The following is a 23,746-nucleotide window of genomic DNA, read 5'->3' as shown; positions in this document are numbered from 1 at the left end:
GCTTACTGAAATGACGCTATAGTATGGCAAGGATGCCAATGCCTTTTTTTGCTAAACCGTTAGCATGGCGTCATAACCACAGACTCTTACGACACACATAACTAAGGTTTTCCACAGATGTTCAAAAACTTAGCTCTTTCCGCTGCTATGGGGTTCACACTACTCGCGACAAGCACTCAAGCTGCTGCCGTCGAGCCAATGCCATTTGGTAAAACAGTCAAAATGCGTTTTTGTATTTTTGATATTGCTGGCACCAAAGGCGATGCGTATAACTACGCTAAAGACTTAGTGTTAGAAGCCAAAAAATGGAATTTAGACGTTGACCTCAAAGTCTATACCGATGAACGTATTGCCGCTGAAGACTTTAAAGCTGGACAATGTGAAGGTGTGGCTATCTCTACCATGCGCGCCAAACAATTTAACTTCTTTATTGGTAGTGTAGACTCGCCAGGTGCATTACCTACGTTTAAGCACGTGCGTGAATTAGTCAACACCTTAGCGAATCCTAAACTCAATAATCTCACCATTAATGGTCCCTATCAGGTCGCTGCCGTTATTCCCTTAGGTGCAGCTTATGTGTTTGTAAACGACCGCCGTATTGACTCTGTAGAAAAAGCAGCAGGCAAAAAAGTTGCCGTTTTAGACTTTGACAAAGCACAAGCCAAAATCATTCAGAAGCTCGGTGCACAGCCTGTTTCGTCTGATATTACCAACTTTGCAGGTAAGTTTAATAACGGTCAAGTCGATATCATTGGTGCGCCTGCGTTAGCTTATCGTCCGTTAGAGTTATACCGTGGTTTGGGTGATAAAGGGGCTATTTTCCGCTTTCCTCTGTTACAAGTTACTGCCTCTATTATCATCAACCGCGACAAGTTCAAAGATATTCCTGACTTTGATGCCCGTGTGATTAAAATGCGTGAATTTGCAACCACTAAAATCGACATGATTGAAAAAATGGTGCAAAAGAGCGAAGCCGATATTCCTGCAAAATACTGGTTAGATTTAACCCCCGCAGACAAAGAAAAATATACCCTGTTAATGCGTGAAGCACGTATTAGCATGATGAAAGAAGGTTTTTACGACCCTAAAATGCTATCTATCTTAAAGAAGATTCGTTGTAAGTTTGACCCAGCAAACTCCGAATGCTCTCTCAAAGATGAATGATTTAATGCGTGCTTAGGACTTCGTTCGCCATTAACAGACCGATGTTCTATCACCGTCTCGATACAGCAACTGAGACGGTGAATAGACATAAGCCCTAAGACGCGCATGTCTTGTGTTCAACACACACCAAGGACGGTTTTTTACTCTTCTACCAACGTAGCTTGTTCTGCTTGAACAGCCCCTTCCCCTAGCTCCGACGATTGGACGATACGTGCAGGAATACGTGTTCCCATGCGCTCGGTAATAGACTGTGCACCTTGACCAAATCCTAGTGCATAGTGCACTGCATTAGTCATGACTTTTTTGACATAGTCTCTGGTTTCGGTAAACGGAATACTTTCGGTATACACATCGACAGGCAACGTTCTATTCGTGGCTTGCCATTGCTTGGCACGGCTTGGCCCCGCATTATAACCCGCTGTCGCCAAGACAGGCTGATTGCCCAATTGCTTAAACACATACGAAATATAATACGTTCCTAAACGGACATTGGTTCCTATTTCATTCACCATACCTGCGTGATAGGGAATATTGAGCCGATTCGCAACCCACTGCGCTGTTTTAGGCATTAATTGCATGAGTCCACCCGCACCTACCACCGATTTAGCATTGACGACAAAACGGCTTTCTTGACGAATCAAACCGTACACCCACGCAGGGTCGACGTCTAACTCTTGGGTATAACCACGCACGACTTCCTCATAAGGTGTCAGATAACGTAAGCTATAACTGTGTAATTGTTTAGTGCGCTCTGCCGCATAAATCGCTCGGTCATACCAACGAACATTTGCGGCTTGCTCCGCCGCCGCCAGTAAGAGCTTGTCATCGGCATTACGTAAGCTCCAATTCCATTCGCGCACCGCTTCTGTACGCAAATCTAAAGCAAACAACGCTAAGGCTCTTTGTAAGCCTTGATGGTTTTGTGCAACTTTTTTATCTGCCTCCGTAGGTACATAGATTTTGGGCTGACTATGAATTTTATTACCTAATTGGTCACGCGCTAATAAACCATAATAATCATCATCAACCGCTAAACCACTCAGCATGGCTTGTACCAGTTTGGCTTTATCTGGCTGCCCCAACATGGCGCGCGCACGCCAATATTTCCATGCCCGCTCTTGTTGTTTGTCTGCAGTCAAACGATTGATAAAAAATAAGACTTCATCCCAGCGTTCAGCACGAATGGCAATCCGAATTGCCCATTCTTTATCTTCATCTGGCCAATAGACATGCTCACTCAGCTTAAACCAATCTACGGCGCGCTCATCCTGCTTTTTAGCCGCTAATACGGCCAAAATACGCCAACCATACGGCCTATCTTCATGATTAAAGCGTTTTTCCACCGTTTGCCAATAACTGATGGCTTTGTTCAAATCTGCACGCGCATAACGCGCTAAGGCGGCTAAATATAATTCATGCCCCAAGGCAGTTTCCACATCAGGATTAGCAAGGTATTTTTGCGGATTTTGTGCAATTTGGTCTAATAACTTATTGTCTAAATCCAAACCCAGTTTGCCAGCCAACGTGCGCGCTAAGCTACGATTATTGGCTTGTAAGGCCAGCCTTAGCCGCAACCAATAGTCATCGTTTGTCAGTATGCTTTGTTGCATTAACAGCGAATTTAATTGTTCGCAAACATTGGATGAGTTATTCGCAACAGGCCAATAGTCACTCTTGGCTTGTGCAAGAGCGGCTTTGTCTGCCATATGGATACGCGCAATTAAGCTATAACATTTATGCTCTGGTTCAGGGCGTTGTAAGGCCGCATAAAACTGCTGATAGTTTGCCCAATCTTGGCGTTTGGCTAAGACAATCAACCATTCTGCACGCAATTTTTCTGCTAGCCATGTATCGGGATAGTTTTGTAAAAAACTGATAACCGCAATGGGGTCGATGGTATCTAATTGTTTGTTTAACCAATAATAGTCGGCATAGACCTGAAATATATCGCCTTGTAACTTGCCACGTAAGTCAGTCAATGCGATTAAGTCACCTTGCTTAAATGCGTCTCGTGCGGCTAAAAAGTCTTTATCGTCTGCCCAAGCGCCCGTTATCGCTAGCAAATTGGCACAGATAAACGCAGCAAAACGCACTCTCATGATGACTCCTAAGACTTAAAAATGAATAGGCTATTCGGCAGGTTCGCACTTCCTCGTCCCTACTTACGGCATCTCCCGAATGATTGGAGAGCGAAGTGAATGAAAACAGGCTAATTTCAGTGAAATGCGTACAACCATACTAAAGCACTGTTAAGCACTATGCTTCAAGTATATCTTGGTTGTTGGCGTGTGAGTGAGCTGGCGTGAGGTGTTGGAATGCTCTCATCCTTGAGAGGTTTGAGCGTGTTATTCGGTATATTTGAACGGATTGTTATAAGTGGGAGAGCTGTAACGCGGCAATAACAACATGCGCTGCAAACCGATAATCGTCGTTAACGGCGTCGTACGCTGTACTAAATTAACCGCCCACATCGGGGCAAATCCACCCGGGTCCATATAGCCCTCGATTTCCATCAAGGTTTTTTGTGTGCCAATTGGAGTAAATTTAGCCACCATATCCAAAACAGCAATTCGCGTGATACCGTTTGACGGCATAATATAATCATCTTTATTTTTGATGAGCATCATCATATAACCCGTTTTTTTACTATAGGGTTTAATGACGGTTTGAAAGACCGTATCGCGGTCAGGCAGACCACCTGGTGAATTATAACGAATATAGGTGTAAAACTCGGTATCGGACACGATTTTGAGTAGCTTTGACTCTTCTACTTGGTAATACCAATTTTTGTAGTTATCGGCGTCAAACTCAACATTCGCTACCGTCGATAAGGGCGCGTCTAATTCAGCCTCCATCCTAAAAGAGCGCACACGCTTTTTGTCTTCTTTTTTGAAATAGGTTTTTATCTTTTGTGTCTTATTATTAAAGACTAAACGCCACTCATTTGGATTGCCATCGTCACGACGCAAATCTTGGAGGTCATTTTCTGCGGCATACAGCGCGGTACTGCATAACATACTAAAGACTATTAACCATCTGACTATTAACATTCACTATCCCCGTTAGTACCTAAAAATCAACAGCCTAGCCTTTACCCAAAGAGGCATTAAGGCCAATCGCAATAGTAGATATTTCGTTTTATAGCGTACTCAGATAATCAGGCACACCATCATCAAATGATTAGTAACAGATAATTTATTGAATGTTTAAGACCACATCAGGAGAGTGAATTTTCAGCAAATACCTTATCATAATACTAGGATATGTCTCAACGCTACAAAAGCAAAATTTTCATCACAGTTTTACATTAAGATACTCGTGTGTATTACAGGAACATAGGTATAATATGCGCCCTTCTTTTTTACAACTGACACTACTGCCATGTTAAAGAAAGTGTATATCGAAACCCAAGGCTGCCAAATGAATGAATACGATAGTTCGCGTATGGCCGATCTATTGGGTGAATCTCATGGTATGGTCAGAACAGAAAACCCAGAAGAAGCGGATGTTTTATTGATGAACACCTGCTCTATTCGGGAAAAAGCGCAAGAAAAAGTCTTCTCTGAATTAGGCCGTTGGCGCAAATTGAAAGAGAAACGCCCCGACATTGTCATTGGTGTAGGCGGCTGTGTCGCATCGCAAGAAGGTGATAGTATTCGTAAACGTGCATCTTATGTGGACATGGTATTTGGGCCACAAACACTACATCGTTTACCCAAAATGCTCGAGGAGCGTCAACACAAAAAAATCGCCATCGTCGATATTAGCTTTCCCGATATTGAAAAATTCGATTTTCTGCCCGAGCCAAAAGTCGAAGGCTATAAAGCCTATGTTTCTATTATGGAAGGCTGCTCTAAATATTGCTCTTTCTGTGTTGTACCTTATACCCGTGGTGAAGAAGTATCACGTCCATTTGACGATATCATTGCTGAAATCGTGCATTTAGCAAGTCAAGGCGTGCGTGAAGTCACCTTATTAGGTCAAAATGTTAACGGTTATCGTGGGCATTACCATGACGGCGAAATTTGTACGTTTGCCGAACTCCTCAAACACGTTGCCAACATTGATGGTATTGGTCGTATTCGTTATACCACCTCTCACCCCCTAGAGTTTGGGGACGATTTAATTGCCGCCTACCAAGAGCTACCGCAATTAGTCTCGCATGTGCATTTACCTGTACAGTCTGGTTCTGACGCCGTTTTAGCCGCCATGAAACGTAATCATACCGCAGCGGACTATCTACAACGTATTCAAAAACTCAAAGCCGCTAGACCCGATATTCATATTTCTTCCGATTTTATTATTGGCTTCCCTAATGAAACGGATGACGATTTTATTGATACGATGAATTTGATTGCTGAAGTCGACTACGACCACTCTTACAGTTTTATTTATTCAAAACGGCCTGGTACGCCTGCGGCTGAACTGCCAGACTCGGTGAGTGAAGAGACTAAAAAAGAGCGTTTAGCACGCCTCAAAGAACGGATTAAACTGAACACCTTGCGCAAAACACAAGCGATGCTCGGCACAAAACAACGCATATTACTCGAGAAAACGTCTGACCGACAGGCAGGTTATTTGGTGGGCACTGCTGAAAATACACGTCAAGTATTGGTAGCTGCCGAAGCAGATTTAATCGGCCGCTTTGTAGACGTGACCATCGGCGATATACTCAGTATCAACACCGTCAAAGCCAGCGAGATTTTATGGGTTGAAGCCTAAGTTAATGACCTTGCAGCCGCCCAATCATCTAACATCTCATTATAGGTTATTAGGCTGTCTATCCTTTGTTTTTTGTCCCCTGAGGGTTGTCACGTTTTAGACACAGAAAACACGGATACTGCTTGTCGAAATACTCAAACTTGGTCTATGCTTTCATCAAATGCTTGTTACAATCATCATTAGCATATTGTAGGCATGCTCTTTGCTTAATAGATTCCATCGCGAGTGAATGACGGCTACGTCAACACGAGACCGCCCTTTGTTTTGGAGATACGTACAGTTTGAACAGTAGCGTAACCACCATTCGACAATTACAGTTAGAGCCACAAAACCCACAACGCTTAAATGCCCTCTGTGGGCCTTTTCATCAGCACCTAAAACAAATAGAGCAGCGACTGGATGTGCATATTCATCATCGCGGATATCACTTTCATGTCCACGGCCAGCTTAATGCAGTTACCCATGCCGAACGCCTACTCCTCAAGCTGTACGATGAGACTGCCCTTAGCCAAGATATATCGCCAGAGATGATTCATCTTATGTTACAAACTAGCCAAGCCCCTGTGCTTGAACATAATACGTCCAACGAACAAGATAAATTTCCTGTATTGTTTAGCCGCAAAGGCAGCATCCGCCCACGCGGGGTGAATCAAGCGAGATACGTCTCTAATATTTTAAAGCATGACATCAGTTTTGGTGTTGGCCCTGCAGGGACAGGCAAGACCTATCTGGCTGTTGCGGCTGCCGTAGACCAACTCGAAAAAGATGTGATTAAACGCATCTTATTGGTGCGTCCAGCCGTAGAAGCTGGCGAAAAGTTAGGCTTTTTACCTGGTGATTTATCAGAAAAAATTGACCCCTACTTGCGCCCGTTGTATGACGCCCTTTATGAAATGTTAGGTTTTGAACGTGTTGCTAAAATGATAGAAAAGCAAATTATTGAAGTTGCTCCCCTTGCCTATATGCGAGGTCGTACCTTAAATAATGCCTTTGTCATTTTAGATGAGGCACAAAACACGACCCCCGAACAAATGAAAATGTTTTTAACCCGCTTAGGCTTTGGCTCACGCGCCGTCATTACTGGCGATATTACCCAAGTTGACTTACCACGAGGTCACGAGTCTGGTTTAGCACACTGCTTACGGGTACTTGGCGATGTGGACGGGATTCACATTACACGTTTTAACTCCCAAGATGTCGTGCGTCATCACTTAGTACAACGGATTGTCGAAGCCTATGAGGCTTGGGACAAAGACCATCCAGTAGTAAGTAAACGATATGACTAGAGCTTTATGCACCTTGTCACTACAACGTGTGACTACCCACAAAGAACTGCCCAAAAGTGCTGACTTTAGAGCGTGGATTAATGTTGCGATGATTGTTGCAAACTACCAGTTTGCCAGCGAAGTCTTGATTCGTATTGTCGATGATGAAGAAAGCCAAAGTCTGAATGGCCAATATCGGGGCAAAGACTACGCCACAAATGTCTTATCTTTTCCGTCGGAGCTACCACACGAAATTGCTGCCGCTATGACACGCGCGCCACTGGGCGATATTATCATTTGTGCCCCTGTGGTGATGGCCGAAGCCAAGGAGCAAGAAAAAAGTCTGCAATCGCATTGGGCGCATTTAACCATACACGGGGTATTGCATTTATTGGGTTATGACCACATTGATGACGATGAAGCCGAGCAAATGGAGGCTTTAGAAGTACAGGCAATGGCATTATTGGGCTATAGTAACCCTTATACCTGTGATGCAGCTTAACATGTTCTTGCAGGAAAAACCCTCCTGCAAGGCACTCCTTTTGACTGTGTTAAGTTTGAATCGTTTTTAAGTAAAAGCTAAAGGTTGTGCCCTCACCCAGCACCGAATGCACTTGCAAATCACTTTGGTGAATGGCCAAAAACTGCTTACATAACATTAAACCCAAACCAGTGCCTGACTCACCTGCCGTACCGACGGTGGTTGTGTTATTGTCTAATTTGAATAGATTTTCTTGTTGTGCTGGACTCATGCCTATCCCAGTGTCCTTAACGCTAATATGTATCTGCCGTTTTAGCTCGGTTGCCTGTACATAAACTTTACTGTTGATATTGCTAAACTTAATCGCATTCGCCAACAAATTTTGCAGAATAGAAGCCAACATGGTTTTATCCGCAACCACAAATAAGTGACTCGCACAGTCAACCTCAATCTGAATATTTTTCTTAGTGGCCACTGACGCCAACAAACGAATACTTTTTTGAATTAATACCAATAACGGCATAGCCATTGGCTGAAAATCAAACTTACCACGCTCCAATAATGACCAGCGCAATAAATTATCTAATAAGGATAAGGCTTGCTGACTGGCATCATGAATTTCATAAGCCAATTCTTTACAGGCCTCTTTGGGTTGAGTTTCTATATCTTCAATCAATAACTCGCTTAAGCCAAAAATACCACTCATCGGAGCGCGCAAATCGTGCGAAATCACCGAAAACAATTTATCTTTACTTTGATTACTGTCATGTAGCTGCTGCGTGTAGTTTTGCAAATCCTCAAATGCCAAACGCAGCTCGAGTTGTGTCATCACTTGTTTAGCTAACACTTTGAGAGCGTTCAACTGATAATCTGTCAATTGGCGTGGAATACGGTCAATCGCACAGACGGTACCTAAAATATAGCCTTCTTGATTTTTAATTTGCGCGCCTGCATAAAAACGAATTGACGGGTCGTTTTGTACTAAGGGGTTATCAAAAAATCGCTCATCCTGTAATGTGTCCTCAACAACCAACAAATCCTCTTGTAACAAGGCATGCGCACAGAATGCCCAATCACGTGGCGTTTCACGTGCTTCTAGACCCACTTTTGCCTTAAACCATTGGCGGTCGGTATCAATCAAACTAATTAATGCGATAGGCGTTTGGCAAATTTGAGAGGCTAATTGAGTTAACTCATCATAAGCCTGCTCAAATGAGGTATCGAGCACTTTATATTTTGATAAGGCAAGCAAACGTTGGGCTTCATTTTCGGGTAATGGCGCCACGCGCATACCAATCTCCTATTTTGGGCAAGCTCTGTATACTTTAGAGTTTGTTATTCTATTCGGCAACTTGAGAATTTAGCAAATATCCCCATTTATAGCCCATTAATGACTAAAAGTTGGCTATTAGCTCACAAATGACAAACTATCGTCATCTGTTTTTGCTATTTGTATGCCAAAGAAAATGCGAGAATGTGCCAGACACGGCATAATATCTGCATCTTTAGCGCGATATTTATTTCATAGGACACGATAAACATGGGTGATGAGCGAGGGACGGTGTCCCCAAAATCTTGGCTAAATCGCTTAAGCAATCTACTCACGACCGAACCAGAAAATCGCACCGAGCTTCTAGCCATCATTCGTAATGCGGGCAGTCGTGGTGTTTTGGATGCAGAGTCACAACGAATTATTGAGTCTACGCTGCGCGTAGCAGACATGCAGGTGCGCGAAATTATGGTGCCACGGGCACAGATTATTTCGATTCGCGATAACAGTGAACCCAAAGATTTTTTAGCCGTGATGATTGAATCTGCACACTCACGGTTTCCCGTGTTAGCGGCTGACAACTCAGACGAAGTGATGGGGGTTTTATTAGCCAAAGACATGCTACGTCTCATCGGCCAAAAACCTGAACGTTTTGACCTCAAAGACTACTTACGCCCCGCTTTTTGTGTGCCCGAATCTGCGCACTTAGACCGTTTATTACGTGAGTTTAGAGACAAACAAAGTCACATGGCGATTGTCGTCAACGAATACGGCGGCATTGCAGGACTTGTCACTTTAGAAGATGCTCTCGAACAAATTGTTGGTGATATCCACGACGAGCATGACGATGCCGACGAAGACTCACACTGGATTAGTGCACAAGCAGACGGCTCTTTTGTGGTGCAAGCAATTACCCCAATTACCGAATTTAATGACTATTTTGGCAGCGAATTTAGTCACGAAGACTTTGAAACCATCGGGGGTATTATTTTAAGTGAATTTGAACGAATGCCACGCATCAATGAAAGCATCGAACTGAGTCAATGGCGCTTTACCATTTTAGCCGCTGACTTACGTATGATTAGTGTGCTTAAAGTTGAAAAACTGGCATGAAAACACTGCTTATTCGCCTGCAAAACGCCCCTTGGGCATGGTTAGTTGCTTTGCTGTTAGGGGCAATCACGCCATTTAGTTTAGCACCTTACCATTATTGGTTTATCAGTTTATTGACCATTCCGCTATTTGCCGAATTATTAACGGGTCAAACAACGAAACAAGCCGTCTTGCGGGGCTGGAGTTTTGGTTTTGGCTTATGGGCATCAGGCGTTTGGTGGTTATTTGTCTCTTTACATGATTATGGCCAAACCCCAACTTGGCTTGCTGCGCTCATGGTCATGGCCGTCGCGCTCATCATGGGAGCGTTTACGGCGGTCATGGCGTATGTCTATCGGCGCTGGGCATTTGACCAACATGCGTTATTGAGTTTTGCCCCGTTGTTTGTTTTGTTTGAATGGCTAAAAACATGGCTATTTACAGGCTTTCCGTGGCTATTTGTGGGTTATGGTTATATAGACTCTGTTTTAGTGGGCTATGCACCTTTAGTGGGTGTGTTTGGTTTGAGTCTATTAGCAATCATTTCGGGTCAGTGTTTACTGAGTATCCTCAAATATAGGCAATATGCGTGGTCTGCTGCTTTACTGGTGCTCAGTATTTGGGGTGCAGGTTTTGCACTACAGTATCAAACATGGGTCAGCAACAATCCACAACAGCCACTCTCGGTGAGCATTATCCAAGGCAATATTCCGCAAGATGTGAAATGGCAATTGGAATGGCGAGATAAAACCTTAGCAATTTATAAATCGTTATCTGCCAGTGAATGGGGACAAAACCTTGTGATTTGGCCTGAAGCGGCGATTCCCATGTTCCAGTATGAAGCCAATGACTTCTTACACGAAATCAATGACCTTGCCACCCAGCATGGCTCTGCTTTTGTGACAGGCATTCCCTATGCCGATTTAAGCCAACTCAATGCCGAAGGTATCCCTCCCTTTTATAACAGCATGGCTGCTTTGGGTGTAGGCGAAGGCTTGTATTGGAAACAACGGCTCGTCCCCTTTGGCGAATACATTCCCTTTGAAGCCATCTTACGTGGCACGATTCCTTTTTTTAGTCGTGATATGTCCAGCTTTAGTGCAGGCAATCATCAGCAAGCACCATTAACCGTTCAAAATTACCGTTTGGGGGCGGCGATTTGTTATGAAATAGCCTATCCTGAATTGACTCGTCATAACGCTAAACAGGCTGATTTTTTGGCAACCTTAAGTAATGATGGTTGGTTTGGTCACTCAACGGGGCCTCATCAACACTTACAAATGGTACAAATGCGTGCTTTAGAAACGGGTAAATGGATTATTCGAGCAACCAATAATGGCATTTCTGGACTGATTGACCCACACGGCCATATCCGATATCGAGCCCCTCAATTTGAGCGCACCGTGTTACGTGGTACTATTTATGGTGTACAGGGGCAAACCCCCTTTAGTCGATTGGGTAACTGGCCGATATTAATCGTCAGTTTTAGTCTACTGGCTATCGCTACATGGCGGAATTATCGCCGTAAACATCAAATCACACCAACCACGTTAATCACTTAATCGTCTCAGCGACCACACTTTCACCATCAATCAATGGCCGTATTCAAGTCATTAAGCGCGTGTTTAACAACTCGCGCTCTAAGGTAGACCAATCTATTGGCTGCTCACTGATAATTTCTAAACGACTATCATACGCCTCATGGGTGCTATTCAAACTGGCATCTAAAGGCGTAAGGTTAATAGCTAACCAACCTTCTTGGGTGTGCATCACCCCTTTAATGCGTAAAGTCGTCAATGCAAATAACACATCCAATAAGGCATTATGGTTAAATTGCCAACTAGCAGGAAAGACCCAGCCACCTACCTCTGTCTCTAATGCGCGTTGATGGTAGTGGTACGGAGCTTCAATGCTATCTTGATTGACGAGGCCTACAGGTGGCAAGGCGGTGGGTAATGAGTGCAACAACGAGCGTTTCACCTGTCGTGACGGTCTTTTAGGCATCGCCAAATAGTTAGCATCCAACTGTCCTTGACTGATAAATACGGTTTGACGCTCAGGTGGAGGCAGTTGACGAGCAAAATCTAAAACACTGGCACGTTGCGCGTCGTCTAAGACCTCATTTTTACTAAAAACCAAAATATCAGCCACTTCTGCTTGCGCCAAAAAACTTTCATGCGTTTGCACTCGCGGGTCTTGATATTGACGGGCATCAATCACACATAAGGTCGCCTGTAGTGCTAAGGTTGTTTGCCAGTGGCTTTCCGATAAGGTCTCTAAAATCTGTTTTGGATGCCCTAAACCTGTCGGTTCAATCAACACCCGTTGTGGTTTTGCCTTGGCCAATAATTGCGATAAGGCAATGTGCATAGGTAAGGCATTGGCACAACAGATGCAGCCGCCTGCGACCTCTTTGATATAAATGTCTTGGCTCGTCCCCATTAAGGCTTGGTCTATCCCAATTTGCCCAAACTCATTGACCAACACCGCCCAACGTTCGTGCGATGGCTTTTGTGCTAATAACTGTTGAATGAGCGTCGTTTTACCTGCGCCTAAAAAACCTGTAATCAGATTGGTGGGGACAGCACTACAAACGGGTTTAATCATAAAAATCTATACCAAAAGGGCAAATGCAGAGCTAAGAAAGGACTTAAAGCCGTATTATGCCCCAAAAGTATCTGGCATCTGTTGATATTTTGATTGTGATTGAGAAAGCGTCTAAACCGCGTCTAGTTTGAAAACCACAGTAAATTCTCCCATTGAGGGTGAACAGACAATACAATCACTAGGGTTTTCTGTATGGAGAGGGTTTATTCTACCCATTCAGGAAAAGGGTCTGGCCACTGTTCCCAAACCTCAAAGCCCAAGGCCATCTCTTCAGGGCTTAATAAACAGGCATCCAATTGCTGACGTAACTGCTCTGCGGGTAAATGTTGGCCTATAAATACCAACTCCTGACGACAATCGCCTACTTCATCATGCCACTTTTGCTGAATATTTGCCAAATACTCCGCCTCTTGAGGCCATTCTTCTTCAGGTACAGCCGCCCACCAATACCCTGCCGCACCGTGTCGTAATACACCGCCCGCTTGCGACATCACGCCTGCCATTTTTAGGCGGGACGCTAACCAAAAATAGCCTTTGGCACGCAATAAACGTCCCGTTTGCCAATCTTGATGTAAAAACTGCCAAAAACGTTGGGGATGAAACGGTTGTCTTGCCACGTAATTCACGGCACGAATACCATACTCTTCGCTTTCGGGTAGCTCTTGGCCGCGCATCACCTGCAACCAGCCCGCCGCCTGTTGTGCATTTTCTAGGGTAAATAGGTGGGTATTCAAAATTAGCTGTGGTTCAATTTTTCCCTCCTGAATCGGATAAATCCGCGCTTTTGGATTCAAACTCGCTAAAATTTGCGTCAGATTCTGTTGTTGTGCCTCACCAATTAAATCGATTTTATTGAGTAAAATCACATCGGCAAATTCAATTTGCTCAATCAACAAATCGCTAATTGTCCGTTCGTCGTCTTTATCAATCTCAGCAAGTACCGTGTGCAGACTTTGTGCTTGTTGATAATCTTGCAAAAAATGACAGGCATCGACCACCGTGACCATCGTATCTAAACGTGCTACTTCCGATAAGGATTTGCCTTGCTCATCGACAAAGCTAAAAGTTTCTGCCACAGGCAAAGGCTCAGAAATCCCCGTCGATTCAATCAATAAATAATCAAATTTTTTCTGCTCAGCAAGGGCGTGAATATTTTTTAATAAGTCCTCACGTAGGGTACAACAGATACAACCATTCGACATTTCAACGAGTTGCTCTTGTTGATAATCCAATTGCACCTCACCCGCCACCAACGCCGCATCAATATTGATGTCACTCATGTCATTGACAATGACAGCGACTTTTAAGCCGTCTCGATTATGCAAAATATGCTGCAATACAGTGGTTTTACCTGCACCTAAAAAACCCGATAACACGGTCACTGGTAACATGACGCATCTCCTCGATAAAAATATTATGTTATAACATAACATTATATTTGCCTAGTGTTTGTCTAATCCGCGCACAGGTTAAATATTGCTACAGTAAAAAAAATTGTGTTACTTTGGCTGCTGCGCCGCGCTACCGCAACTGATGAGCTCAGACAGGCAGAAAACAAACGCCAGCTTCTAAATGCAGATACGGAGACACCAAACATGCGAATTTTAGTCACTGGCGGTACAGGCTTTTTAGGCAGTCACCTTTGTCCTCTCTTATTAGCCGAAAATCACCAACTGACTCTCATTAGTCGTCAACCTCAAACTGTCTTTACCCGTTATACGGGTAAAGTACGCGCACTCAAACGCTTGGCCGACCTGACGATTGATGATGAATTTGATGTGATTATTAATTTAGCAGGCGAAGGTATTGCCGATAAACCATGGACACCACAGCGCAAATTAGAATTACAAACCAGTCGAGTTAACCTGACTGAGGAACTGGTGGATTGGTTACGGCGCGTGCGTCGTGTGCCACATACCTTTATTTCTGGCTCGGCTATAGGCTGGTATGGCCATCAAGGTGAAACTATTCTCGATGAAGACTCTTTTTATCAAGAAGATTATGTGCATCAACTCTGCCATGACTGGGAGCAAGCCGCATTATGTGCCGAAAGTTTAGGCATTAGAGTCTGTATCCTCCGCACAGGGGTAGTCTTAGGTCGACATGGCGGCATGTTAAAACGTTTACTGCCCGTATTTAGTCTATTTTTAGGCGGACGTTTGGGGTCTGGCCAACAATGGTTATCTTGGATTAGTTTGAGTGACTTTTTATCGGCAGTGCTATTTTTATTGCATAACCCTGCACTTAAGGGAGTATTTAATCTGACCGCCCCTCAACCCGTCACCAATGCCGACTTTACCCAAACCTTAGCCGAACTCTTGGGGCGCAAGGCATTTTTACACATGCCTAGCACGCTACTCAAACTGCTGTTGGGCGAAATGTCAGCCATTTTACTGGATAGCCAACGCGTACTCCCTAGCCGATTATTGAATGCAGGTTTTCATTTCAAAACGCCTAATCTCAAACAAGCGTTGATACAGGAATTAAAACTCAAACAGACAGCATAGGGTCTGTTGCCAAGCTCGCTTAGGTCTTCTTGTTACAGATACTGTAAACGGTATTTAATTTGCCCCAAACATTCGCTTAAACCAAATAAATTCATCATAAATAAAGCGGCTTTAGGCTGTAAAATGGCAGGTGTGCGGTCAAAAAAGCCCATCGGGAAATCGGTCGGCGCAGGCAGTACCTTAAAACCATAATGCTCAAAAGCTAACTTAGCACGCCCCATATGCCAACTATCTGTTACCAAAATAATGTCTTTAATCCCCATGTTATGCAGCAAAGCGGCACTAAAACGGGCGTTTTCATCGGTATTGCGACTTTTGTCTTCTTGCCAACGCGTCATGACACCAAAGTCTTGAATTAAGGTATTGTTTAAGGCAGGCGCTTCTACGCCTGACAACAAAACAGGGAGCTGCGTGGCACGCGCCAAATGCGCACCATAACGCAAACGCGACAAAGAGTAGCCCCCCGCTTGTACTTGCTGATTGAGTTCATCCCCCCGATAAATTCCCCCGCCCAAAATAACCAGTGCTTGATATTGGCTAGGAATTGACAGGATATTTAAGGGCGGATATGTGCCCGTTACGGCCTGCAACATACGCGTCATCAAGGGTGTACATAACAAATAAATACCTAATATGAGGCTCAATAACATACCGTAGGCCGTTTTTTTATAGTCATAATGCCAACATAGCCCCATCACTAACAGGCTATACATCAATAAAAATGGAAAACTAAAAAAGGTCTTCATGCCCTTACTCAAAGCCAAAGTATCAAGCTCGGTTATACGCTATTCTCAAGCCTAAGGACACGAGACGGTATTTTATTGCCCAAAATACAAACAAAATACGATTATCCTAATCTTGCGATGTGGTCTCAGCTTTGCGTTAGGCGACGGGTGCGTTATCCTATCGAACTTTTACAAACAACAGATATTGCAACGGCCATGCAAGAAAATTATTTACCCCAAGACATCGAACCCACCGTACAAGCGCAATGGGCAGACAACAACGCCTTTGCCGCCAATGATAACAGCGACAAACCCAAATATTATTGTTTATCCATGTTTCCTTATCCATCAGGTAAGCTACACATGGGACACGTGCGTAACTATACCATTGGCGATGTATTAGCCCGCTTCAAAAAAATGCAAGGTTTTAACGTGCTACAACCGATGGGTTGGGATGCCTTTGGTCTGCCTGCTGAAAATGCAGCGATGAAAAATAATGTGCCACCTGCCGCATGGACATACAGCAACATTGCTTATATGAAAAAGCAATTACAGTCTTTGGGCTTGGCGATTGATTGGCAACGTGAAGTAACCACTTGTAAACCAGACTATTATCGCTGGGAACAATGGTTATTCACGCGTTTATTTCAAAAAGGCATTATTTATAAAAAATCAGGGATTGTGAACTGGGACCCTGTTGACAATACCGTATTAGCCAACGAACAAGTAATTGATGGCAAAGGCTGGCGTTCGGGTGCAGTCGTTGAAAAACGCGAAATCCCCATGTATTACTTTAAAATCACCGCCTATGCTGACCAATTATTAACCGATTTAGACCAATTAGACGGCTGGCCAGAACAAGTCAAAACCATGCAACGCAACTGGATTGGCAAAAGCTTTGGTGCAGACATTATTTTTGATTATGACCAAGACAGCATTGGTCAAGCAGGTCAATTAAAAGTTTACTCGACACGCCCTGACACGTTAATGGGTGCAACCTATGTCGCAGTGGCAGCTGAACATCCTTTAGCAACTTTAGCGGCTGAAAAAAATCCCGCGTTACAAGACTTTATTGCCGAATGTAAAGCAGGCTCTGTGGCCGAAGCAGACATGGCAACGATGGAGAAAAAAGGCGTTGCAACGGGCTTTTATGTCACGCATCCATTAACGGGTGACAAATTACCAGTATGGATTGCCAATTATGTATTATGGGGCTATGGCGAAGGCGCAGTCATGGCTGTTCCTGCCCATGATGAACGCGATTTTGAATTTGCCCATAAATATCAATTAACCATTAAACAAGTCTATCAATCGACAACAGGTGCAGAGTTTAACGTTGACACTTGGCAAGATTGGTATGCCAATAAAGATGACAGCATTCGCTCCATCAATAATGGCAAGTATGACGGTTTAAGTTTTACGGCCGCTTTTGATGCCATCGTTGCCGATTTAGAAGCGACACAACATGGCACTCGCAAAACTCAATTCCGCTTACGTGATTGGGGGATTTCTCGTCAACGTTATTGGGGCTGTCCAATTCCCATCATTCATTGCCCAAGCTGTGGTGATGTGCCTGTTCCAGATCATCAATTACCTGTGGTTTTACCCGAAGATGTCGTGCCTGATGGCGGTGCTTCACCCTTAAAACGCTTACCTGAGTTTTACCAAACCACTTGTCCAAGCTGTGGTGGTGCAGCCACTCGCGAAACTGACACCATGGACACCTTTGTTGAATCGAGTTGGTATTATGCGCGTTATGCGTCACCACAATGCGAAACAGGCATGGTAGACCCACAAGCAGCAAACACATGGTTGCCTGTTGACCAATATATTGGTGGGATTGAACACGCAATTTTGCACTTGTTATATGCCCGCTTCTTTCACAAGTTAATGCGTGATGAAGGTTTGGTACAAGGTGATGAGCCGTTTAAACGTTTATTAACCCAAGGCATGGTGTTAGCAGATACCTATTATCGCGAAATGCCTGATGGTAAAAAAGATTGGTTTAATCCTGCTGATGTTGCTTTAGAAAAAGATGACAAAGGTCGTGCGATTAACGCTATTTTGACCACTGACAATCAGCCTGTGTTGATTGGCGGCATGGAAAAAATGTCAAAATCTAAAAACAATGGTGTTGATCCACAAGCATTGATTGACCAATACGGGGCAGATACTGCCCGTTTGTTTATGATGTTTGCTTCACCACCCGATCAATCCTTAGAGTGGTCAGATGCTGGCGTCGAAGGCGCGCACCGTTTCTTAAAACGTTTGTGGCGCAGTGTCTATTTACATCAACAAAAAGGCTTTATCCCTGCCCTAGATGTTGCCAACTTAGACAATAATAGCCGTGATTTACGCCGTAAAACCCACGAAACGATTGGCAAAACCACTGATGACATCGCACGCCGTTTTACCTTTAACACCGCCATTGCTGCGATTATGGAGTTGTTAAACAGTGTGCAAAAATTAGATGCCAAAGAAGGTCAAGCCTTAGCTGTTGAGCGTGAAGCCTTAGAAGCCGCTATTTTGATTTTGTCGCCGATTGTGCCGCATATTGCCGAAAAATTATGGCAATCATTAGGCCATAGCGATATTGTCAATGCTGCATGGCCAATGGTTGATCAAAATGCGTTAACACGTTCTAGCATTGAATTAATGATTCAAGTCAACGGCAAGTTACGCGGCAAAATCGAAGTTGCTGTTGATGCAGATAATGCCACAGTTGAGCAACTGGCTTTGGCTAAACCTGAAATCCAACGCTTTTTAGAAACTCCACCGAAAAAAGTGATTGTGGTGAAAGGTAAGTTAGTCAATATTGTGGTGTAGTGTAGTCCCCTCTTGAGCATTTTGTAGCCTGTATGGCGCGTAGCGAAATACAGGTAAATCCTGTGTTAGGTTGCACTGCACACAGGCTATTTAGGTGAGAGGGGAATTTCATCGTTATAGATTTTGTAGGATGGGTTGACAAAGGAAACCCACCCAAAAAAATGGATGAGTCTCGTATCTCGACTCATCCTACAGCCATAGAGTATGTTGTTAATGAAACTTCGTCATTCTGTGCTTGGCATATTAATTGCCCTCAGCCTAACGGCCTGCGGTTATCAACTACGGGGCAGTTATCATATTCCGCCTGCCCTACAGCAACTGCAATTAAGACTGAACACCAGTAGCAATCTTGCCATGCCATTACGTAATACCCTCATTCAATCGGGGATAGACCTTGATGAAGGCAATTATGCTCTCGAAATCGTCAGTGAAGAACTAAACAAACAGACAACTAGCACAGACAGCCGTGCTAAAGCAGCAGAATACACCTTATATTATCAAGTCGAATATCAACTCAAAAGTATCGATAATAAAACTGTATTGCCCGTTAAACGGTTACTCCTACGTCGCAGTTATCAATACGACACAACGGCGATTGTCGGTAAAGGTGCCGAAGAAGAACTGCTCATCCGCGAACTTTATCAAGATGCGGCACATCAAATTGTGCAACAACTTCGTGCTTTTAATACTGATACCCGCGCACCATGAAATACGACTATTGGGGCTTAGTTAAACATCTCAAACATCCGCTACGTCAGGTCTATGTGCTACACGGCGATGAAATCTTATTACAGCAAGAAGCACTGATTGCCCTCCGCCAAGCCGCACAACAACAAGGCTTTAGCGAACGAGAACGCCACGATATAGATAAACAACACGATTGGTCGATGGCTTTTAGTGATAGCCATGCGCTTTCTTTATTTGCCGATAAAAAATTGATTGAAATTTATGGCAATAAGCCCGATGCCGCAGGGGCAAAAGTCATTGAGGACTATGTCAAACATCCCATTGACGACAATGTGGTGGTTTTAGTATTGCCTAAACTCGATAGCAATACACAAAAGTCCAAATGGTTTAGTGCCTGCGATGAGCTTGGCGTGACTGTCTCTTGTGCACCACTGTCCGACCAACAATTCAAAGACTGGCTAAACCAACGTGGTCGCCAACTGAAACTGCAACTACAGGCCGATGCCCTCGATGAACTATGCCAACAAACCGAAGGTAATTTGTTAGCCGCACATCAAGAACTGACTAAACTCAGTCTACTTTATGGTGAGGAACTATTAACCCGCGAACATCTTCAACATGCACTCAGTGATAACGCACGTTTTGAACTCTTTGACTTAGCCAACACTGCCCTCATGGGGGATGCAAGCAAAACAGCCAAAATCTTTTTTAGCCTCAAAGGTGAAGGTCAAGCTGAAAGTTTAATATTGTGGGTATTAAACAAAGAAATTCGTACCTTATTGGCGCTGAGTGAAGGCTTACAGCAAGGTATAGGGCTTAATCAATTATTTCAACAACACGGGGTTTGGTCTAAACAACAAGCAGTAATACAAAAAGCACTCAAACGCTTAAGTCTTAAACGCCTTCAAGCACTCAATCACACCCTTTTAGAAGCAGACAAAGCCATTAAAGGGCAAAGTTTAGAAAATGCTTGGGATATACTATTACGATTAAGTTTAGGATTAGCAGGAGTAAGTTTGTTTGAAGCCATTATCTGAGAGTGAATTTCAACAATTATCACGTTTAGTTTATCGCGACTTAATTATGGATACCTTAGGCAATTTAGCCTTAGGTTTAGGTTTATATTTAGTATTTAGCCAAGGGGCAACAAATTGGCCAATATGGCTACAAACCCCTTATGCAAAAGCCCTGCTGATAGGTACAGGCATTATCAATTTACGTTTCTTTTTTGTTCGTTTACGCCGCTTACAAGCATGGCAACAAGCCCGTCAAGAACGGGAAAGACATTAACAGTGTGGCACTTTGGTGCTAGACTGACACAAAAATTTAAACTAACGACTACAGTAGCACCATGAAGAATAACGACACCTCTAGTATTTCCTTTACTGCACATTATACGGGTTATGTTTGGTATAAAAATCGCTTATCACACCAAGCCTTTGCCACCAAACAAGGCTTTGCTTACTATCAACTGCTAAAGCCTATCGAAGTGCTGGCTAAAGGGGTGATTGGCTCCGATATCAAAACAACACTATTACAGCGTCATCAACTGCTAGACCGAGAATTAACACAGCTTATTCATCAACATCCCGATTTACAAGTCTTAGAACTGGCCTGTGGTTTATCGCCCAGAGGTTGGCGCATTAATAAAAAGTATCCTTACATTCATTATGTAGAAGCAGACTTACAGGGTATGGCCGAGCAAAAACATCAATTATTAAATAAATTGTCTGCCATTAACCCAACACATAAAGTCAGTGTCTGTAATATTTTAGTGCAGGATAATCCTGATAGTTTAGAGTCTTTATTACAACGCGAATTTAATCCCAATAAACCTTTAGTCGTCATTACCGAAGGCTTAGTCAATTATTTTAAGCTCGACGATATTATGCCATTTTGGTCACGCTTGGCGCAGGCCTTAAAAGCCTTCCCTGCGGGTTTTTATTTGACTGATGTCTATCCCAAAGTCACACAACACCGTTTTTATCACTGGATTCAATTTGCTAACAAAACGCTCAAAGTATCCTCGCGCAGCAGCTTTAGTATGCACTTTGAACAAACAGATGAAGCCGCTTTATGTTTTAAGGCGTGTGGCTTTCAGCAAACGACGGTATTCAACCCCGATATAGAGTTAAATGAACGCCCCACGAAAGGCGGGGCATTGGTGTGGGTATTGCGGGCAGAGGTTTAGGCTTTGCTAATAACTTGTTTAGCCAATAAATAGTTCACAATTTGCTCAACACAGGTATGGATGTCAGTTTCACCCGTGTCTACGGTCAATTCGGCATGGGTTGGTTCTTCATAAGGTGAAGAGATGCCTGTAAATGCAGGAATTAAGCCAGCACGTGCCTTTTTGTACAAACCTTTTACATCACGCTCTTCACATTTTTCTAAAGCGCACTTCACGTATACTTCGATAAAATCACCTTCAGGCATGGTATTTCGCACTAAATCACGGTCAGCACGAAAAGGCGAAATGAAGGCAGTTAAAGCAATGACCCCTGACTGATTCGCCAATTTAGCCACTTCACCAATACGGCGAATGTTTTCTGTACGGTCAGTATCCGAAAATCCTAAATCTTTACATAAACCGTGACGAATATTATCGCCATCAAACACAAAGGTATTACAGCCTAATTCAAATAAACGTGCTTCAACTGCGTTTGATAAAGTGGATTTTCCTGAACCCGATAAACCCGTAAACCACAAGGTGACTGCACGATGACCATTACGCTGTTCGCGTTGTTCACGAGTGATAGTGGCATTTTGCCAAACAACATTTGTTGAAGCCATTAAATTTCTCTCTGCTAAATTCAGACTGCATCCATCGAATACTAAATCGACGACTTGACTATATTTTATCAAACAACCACAAGATTAGTCTGTACAACTATACCCACATTGTCTAAATCATTGTAGGATTCGCGGTGCGCACTTTAGCAAAATGCTTTTTTGAAGGCAAAACATTATTCTAGGCTTTTGACATAAAAAATTCAGACAGAGTAGATAGATTTCGCCGTGCAATCATCGCACAATACTTATCGGATGCTAAGTACTAAAATAAATGACTGTCATTTATCTTGACACGCTGTAAACAACAATAATGAGGCATACATGCTGATTTTTGAACCTTATGAGAAAAATTCGCTCAAAAAAGATCCAAGAATTTCGATGCTAGGCAAATGGGAAATCCATTATTTAGCCTTTGAAGGCCCAGCAGATTGCCAGCAAGCCCCGATTGTGGTCTTAGGGGGTGCTTTTCAAAACTTCACCTCGTACCGTTTTTTTATGGACGAAGTATTAGAAATTGTCCCTATCATTTTAGTTGACTTGCCCTCGTTGGGTAATAATAGTCAACTCGCTTCTGACTTAGGTTTAGAAGATTTGGCCGATATGTTATATCAATGGCTTGTACAAGAAGATGTTCCCAAAGTATCGTTAATGGGCTTGTCTTTAGGGTCGGTAGTCGCCAGTACCTTTGCCTTTAAACACCCTGAAATGTCCGACCGCTTAATTATGACGGGTACCTTGTCTAAACCTCGTAAATCATGGCGCATGTTATTAGAAGAGTCCTTACGCGTTTTAGATGCGCAACGGATGACCGAATTTGGTGAGGCAGTGGTTTTATATTTAGTCAATCACGCCAAACTCAAAGAAACGGGCATTCCTGATGTTGCTTGTCGACTCTTTCGTCGGCAAATGAAAAACTTCACCGAAAATGAGCAAGAGCGCTACCGTATTAACGCCCGTCGTTTATTGTCTGTGGAAGAAGTCGTGGGCTATCCTACTTGCCCCACAGTGGTGGCGACTGGTCAATATGACAGTTTTACCTTGCCCTACGAAAATGCAATTTTTGCTGCGAACTGCCCTAATGCCACGTTTGCGATTATCGAAAAAGCTGACCACTTACCTCAGCTCGAACGCCGTGACGCCACCGTTGGCATGTTCTGCGCTCACCTGAAAGGTGAAGATGTCGGCTTAGTACCAGGCATTCGCAAAATGAGCCGTGCCGATAGCTTAGCGATTGAACGTCGGGGCGAGCCACGTTATGCTTTATATAAACCCGAAGCCTATGTATTAGGCTTCTCTAATGTAGATGGCTCCGTGCAAATTGATGCAGCAGTCAAAATCGTGGACATCAATTTTTTTGGCTGTTTATTACATTCAGAAGATGTGGTGTTCACTGTTCAAGAATATGCACGCGGTTTGGTCTTATGCCTACCTGACTCTTTATTGCGTTTAGAGATTCTAATTTTTGAGCGTGGTGATGGTTGGCTACGTTGCTTATTCAAACACGGCAGCGCACTCTTGGCGGAAGAGTTCAAAAAATTACTCGATGACCCCGAAGCCTGTTATATATTGCCCCAATTAGGTCAACGTCCTGTTGAAGCCTAGTCTGT

The 23,746-nt window shown here is 43.6% G+C and carries 18 protein-coding genes and 2 pseudogenes; 13 read left to right on the top strand and 7 right to left on the bottom strand.

Annotation, left to right across the window (positions count from 1 at the left end; all coding sequences use genetic code 11):
* The first annotated feature begins 117 nt into the window (after nucleotides 1–117).
* The gene (locus tag C8N29_RS04580; protein WP_107864862.1) at nucleotides 118–1,164 is read left to right on the top strand and encodes a putative solute-binding protein; all 1,047 of its coding nucleotides are present in this window, start codon (nucleotides 118–120) and stop codon (nucleotides 1,162–1,164) included.
* 140 nt (nucleotides 1,165–1,304) lie between these two features.
* Here C8N29_RS04580 and C8N29_RS04575 read toward each other — a convergent pair whose 3' ends face one another.
* Nucleotides 1,305–3,263, bottom strand: a complete 1,959-nt coding sequence (locus tag C8N29_RS04575) for a lytic transglycosylase domain-containing protein (protein ID WP_107864861.1) — start codon at nucleotides 3,261–3,263, stop codon at nucleotides 1,305–1,307.
* Between the two features lie 246 nt (nucleotides 3,264–3,509).
* Nucleotides 3,510–4,214: an START domain-containing protein gene (locus C8N29_RS04570; RefSeq protein ID WP_107864860.1), complete on the bottom strand. Its 705-nt coding sequence runs from the start codon at nucleotides 4,212–4,214 to the stop codon at nucleotides 3,510–3,512.
* A 334-nt stretch (nucleotides 4,215–4,548) separates the two neighbouring features.
* On the opposite strand from C8N29_RS04570, the pseudogene miaB reads away from it, so the two are divergent.
* The 3 genes and pseudogenes from miaB to ybeY all read left to right on the top strand — a co-directional run.
* Nucleotides 4,549–5,886, top strand: a pseudogene (gene miaB / locus C8N29_RS04565) (tRNA (N6-isopentenyl adenosine(37)-C2)-methylthiotransferase MiaB); the annotation flags it as partial.
* Between the two features lie 302 nt (nucleotides 5,887–6,188).
* Nucleotides 6,189–7,136, top strand: a pseudogene (locus C8N29_RS04560) (PhoH family protein); the annotation flags it as partial.
* 28 nt (nucleotides 7,137–7,164) lie between these two features.
* Entirely contained in the window at nucleotides 7,165–7,653 is a 489-nt protein-coding gene (ybeY, locus tag C8N29_RS04555; protein WP_107864858.1) for an rRNA maturation RNase YbeY, read from the top strand.
* A gap of 49 nt (nucleotides 7,654–7,702) precedes the next feature.
* On the opposite strand, the gene C8N29_RS04550 is transcribed toward ybeY, so the two are convergent.
* Nucleotides 7,703–8,923 (bottom strand): GAF domain-containing sensor histidine kinase, encoded by a 1,221-nt coding sequence (locus C8N29_RS04550; RefSeq protein WP_107864857.1) that lies wholly within the window; start codon nucleotides 8,921–8,923, stop codon nucleotides 7,703–7,705.
* Between the two features lie 249 nt (nucleotides 8,924–9,172).
* On the opposite strand from C8N29_RS04550, the gene C8N29_RS04545 reads away from it, so the two are divergent.
* The gene (locus C8N29_RS04545) at nucleotides 9,173–10,015 is read left to right on the top strand and encodes an HlyC/CorC family transporter (RefSeq protein WP_107864856.1); all 843 of its coding nucleotides are present in this window, start codon (nucleotides 9,173–9,175) and stop codon (nucleotides 10,013–10,015) included.
* A complete protein-coding gene (lnt, locus tag C8N29_RS04540; protein ID WP_107864855.1) occupies nucleotides 10,012–11,556 on the top strand; it encodes an apolipoprotein N-acyltransferase in 1,545 nt (514 codons plus the stop codon). The genes C8N29_RS04545 and lnt overlap by 4 nt, the downstream gene beginning before the upstream one ends.
* A 43-nt stretch (nucleotides 11,557–11,599) precedes the next feature.
* On the opposite strand, the gene C8N29_RS04535 is transcribed toward lnt, so the two are convergent.
* Both C8N29_RS04535 and zigA read right to left on the bottom strand, forming a co-directional pair.
* A complete protein-coding gene (locus C8N29_RS04535; protein WP_107864854.1) occupies nucleotides 11,600–12,601 on the bottom strand; it encodes a CobW family GTP-binding protein in 1,002 nt (333 codons plus the stop codon).
* A 203-nt stretch (nucleotides 12,602–12,804) separates the two neighbouring features.
* The gene (gene zigA / locus C8N29_RS04530) at nucleotides 12,805–13,992 is read right to left on the bottom strand and encodes a zinc metallochaperone GTPase ZigA (RefSeq protein WP_107864853.1); all 1,188 of its coding nucleotides are present in this window, start codon (nucleotides 13,990–13,992) and stop codon (nucleotides 12,805–12,807) included.
* Between the two features lie 204 nt (nucleotides 13,993–14,196).
* Between zigA and C8N29_RS04525 the strand changes: the two genes are divergently transcribed.
* Nucleotides 14,197–15,108, top strand: a complete 912-nt coding sequence (locus tag C8N29_RS04525; protein ID WP_107864852.1) for a TIGR01777 family oxidoreductase — start codon at nucleotides 14,197–14,199, stop codon at nucleotides 15,106–15,108.
* A gap of 32 nt (nucleotides 15,109–15,140) precedes the next feature.
* Here the strand turns inward: C8N29_RS04525 and C8N29_RS04520 are convergent, their stop codons facing one another.
* Nucleotides 15,141–15,854, bottom strand: a complete 714-nt coding sequence (locus tag C8N29_RS04520) for a YdcF family protein (RefSeq protein WP_107864851.1) — start codon at nucleotides 15,852–15,854, stop codon at nucleotides 15,141–15,143.
* A gap of 195 nt (nucleotides 15,855–16,049) precedes the next feature.
* On the opposite strand from C8N29_RS04520, the gene leuS reads away from it, so the two are divergent.
* From leuS to C8N29_RS04495, 5 genes are all read left to right on the top strand, one after another.
* Nucleotides 16,050–18,659 carry a leucine--tRNA ligase gene (gene leuS, locus C8N29_RS04515; protein ID WP_107864966.1) on the top strand — a complete coding sequence of 870 codons (2,610 nt, stop codon included), beginning with the start codon at nucleotides 16,050–16,052 and terminating at the stop codon, nucleotides 18,657–18,659.
* A gap of 213 nt (nucleotides 18,660–18,872) precedes the next feature.
* The gene (locus tag C8N29_RS04510; protein ID WP_170106888.1) at nucleotides 18,873–19,367 is read left to right on the top strand and encodes an LPS-assembly lipoprotein LptE; all 495 of its coding nucleotides are present in this window, start codon (nucleotides 18,873–18,875) and stop codon (nucleotides 19,365–19,367) included.
* Nucleotides 19,364–20,383 (top strand): DNA polymerase III subunit delta, encoded by a 1,020-nt coding sequence (gene holA, locus C8N29_RS04505; protein ID WP_107864849.1) that lies wholly within the window; start codon nucleotides 19,364–19,366, stop codon nucleotides 20,381–20,383. Before C8N29_RS04510 ends, holA begins: the two co-directional genes overlap by 4 nt.
* Nucleotides 20,367–20,636, top strand: coding sequence for a hypothetical protein (locus tag C8N29_RS04500; RefSeq protein ID WP_107864848.1), 270 nt, complete (start codon nucleotides 20,367–20,369; stop codon nucleotides 20,634–20,636). Before holA ends, C8N29_RS04500 begins: the two co-directional genes overlap by 17 nt.
* A gap of 61 nt (nucleotides 20,637–20,697) precedes the next feature.
* Nucleotides 20,698–21,537, top strand: a complete 840-nt coding sequence (locus C8N29_RS04495) for a class I SAM-dependent methyltransferase (protein ID WP_107864847.1) — start codon at nucleotides 20,698–20,700, stop codon at nucleotides 21,535–21,537.
* Here the strand turns inward: C8N29_RS04495 and cysC are convergent.
* Nucleotides 21,534–22,139 carry an adenylyl-sulfate kinase gene (gene cysC / locus C8N29_RS04490; protein WP_107864846.1) on the bottom strand — a complete coding sequence of 202 codons (606 nt, stop codon included), beginning with the start codon at nucleotides 22,137–22,139 and terminating at the stop codon, nucleotides 21,534–21,536. The two genes, C8N29_RS04495 and cysC, sit on opposite strands and share 4 nt — an antisense overlap.
* A 321-nt stretch (nucleotides 22,140–22,460) precedes the next feature.
* On the opposite strand from cysC, the gene C8N29_RS04485 reads away from it, so the two are divergent.
* Nucleotides 22,461–23,741 (top strand): alpha/beta fold hydrolase, encoded by a 1,281-nt coding sequence (locus C8N29_RS04485; protein ID WP_107864845.1) that lies wholly within the window; start codon nucleotides 22,461–22,463, stop codon nucleotides 23,739–23,741.
* Nucleotides 23,742–23,746 lie beyond the last annotated feature (5 nt).

The organism is Agitococcus lubricus, assembly GCF_003051055.1.
GTDB classification, from domain to species: Bacteria; Pseudomonadota; Gammaproteobacteria; order Pseudomonadales; family Moraxellaceae; genus Agitococcus; species Agitococcus lubricus.
This window is presented reverse-complemented; position numbering and strand designations above follow the sequence as displayed.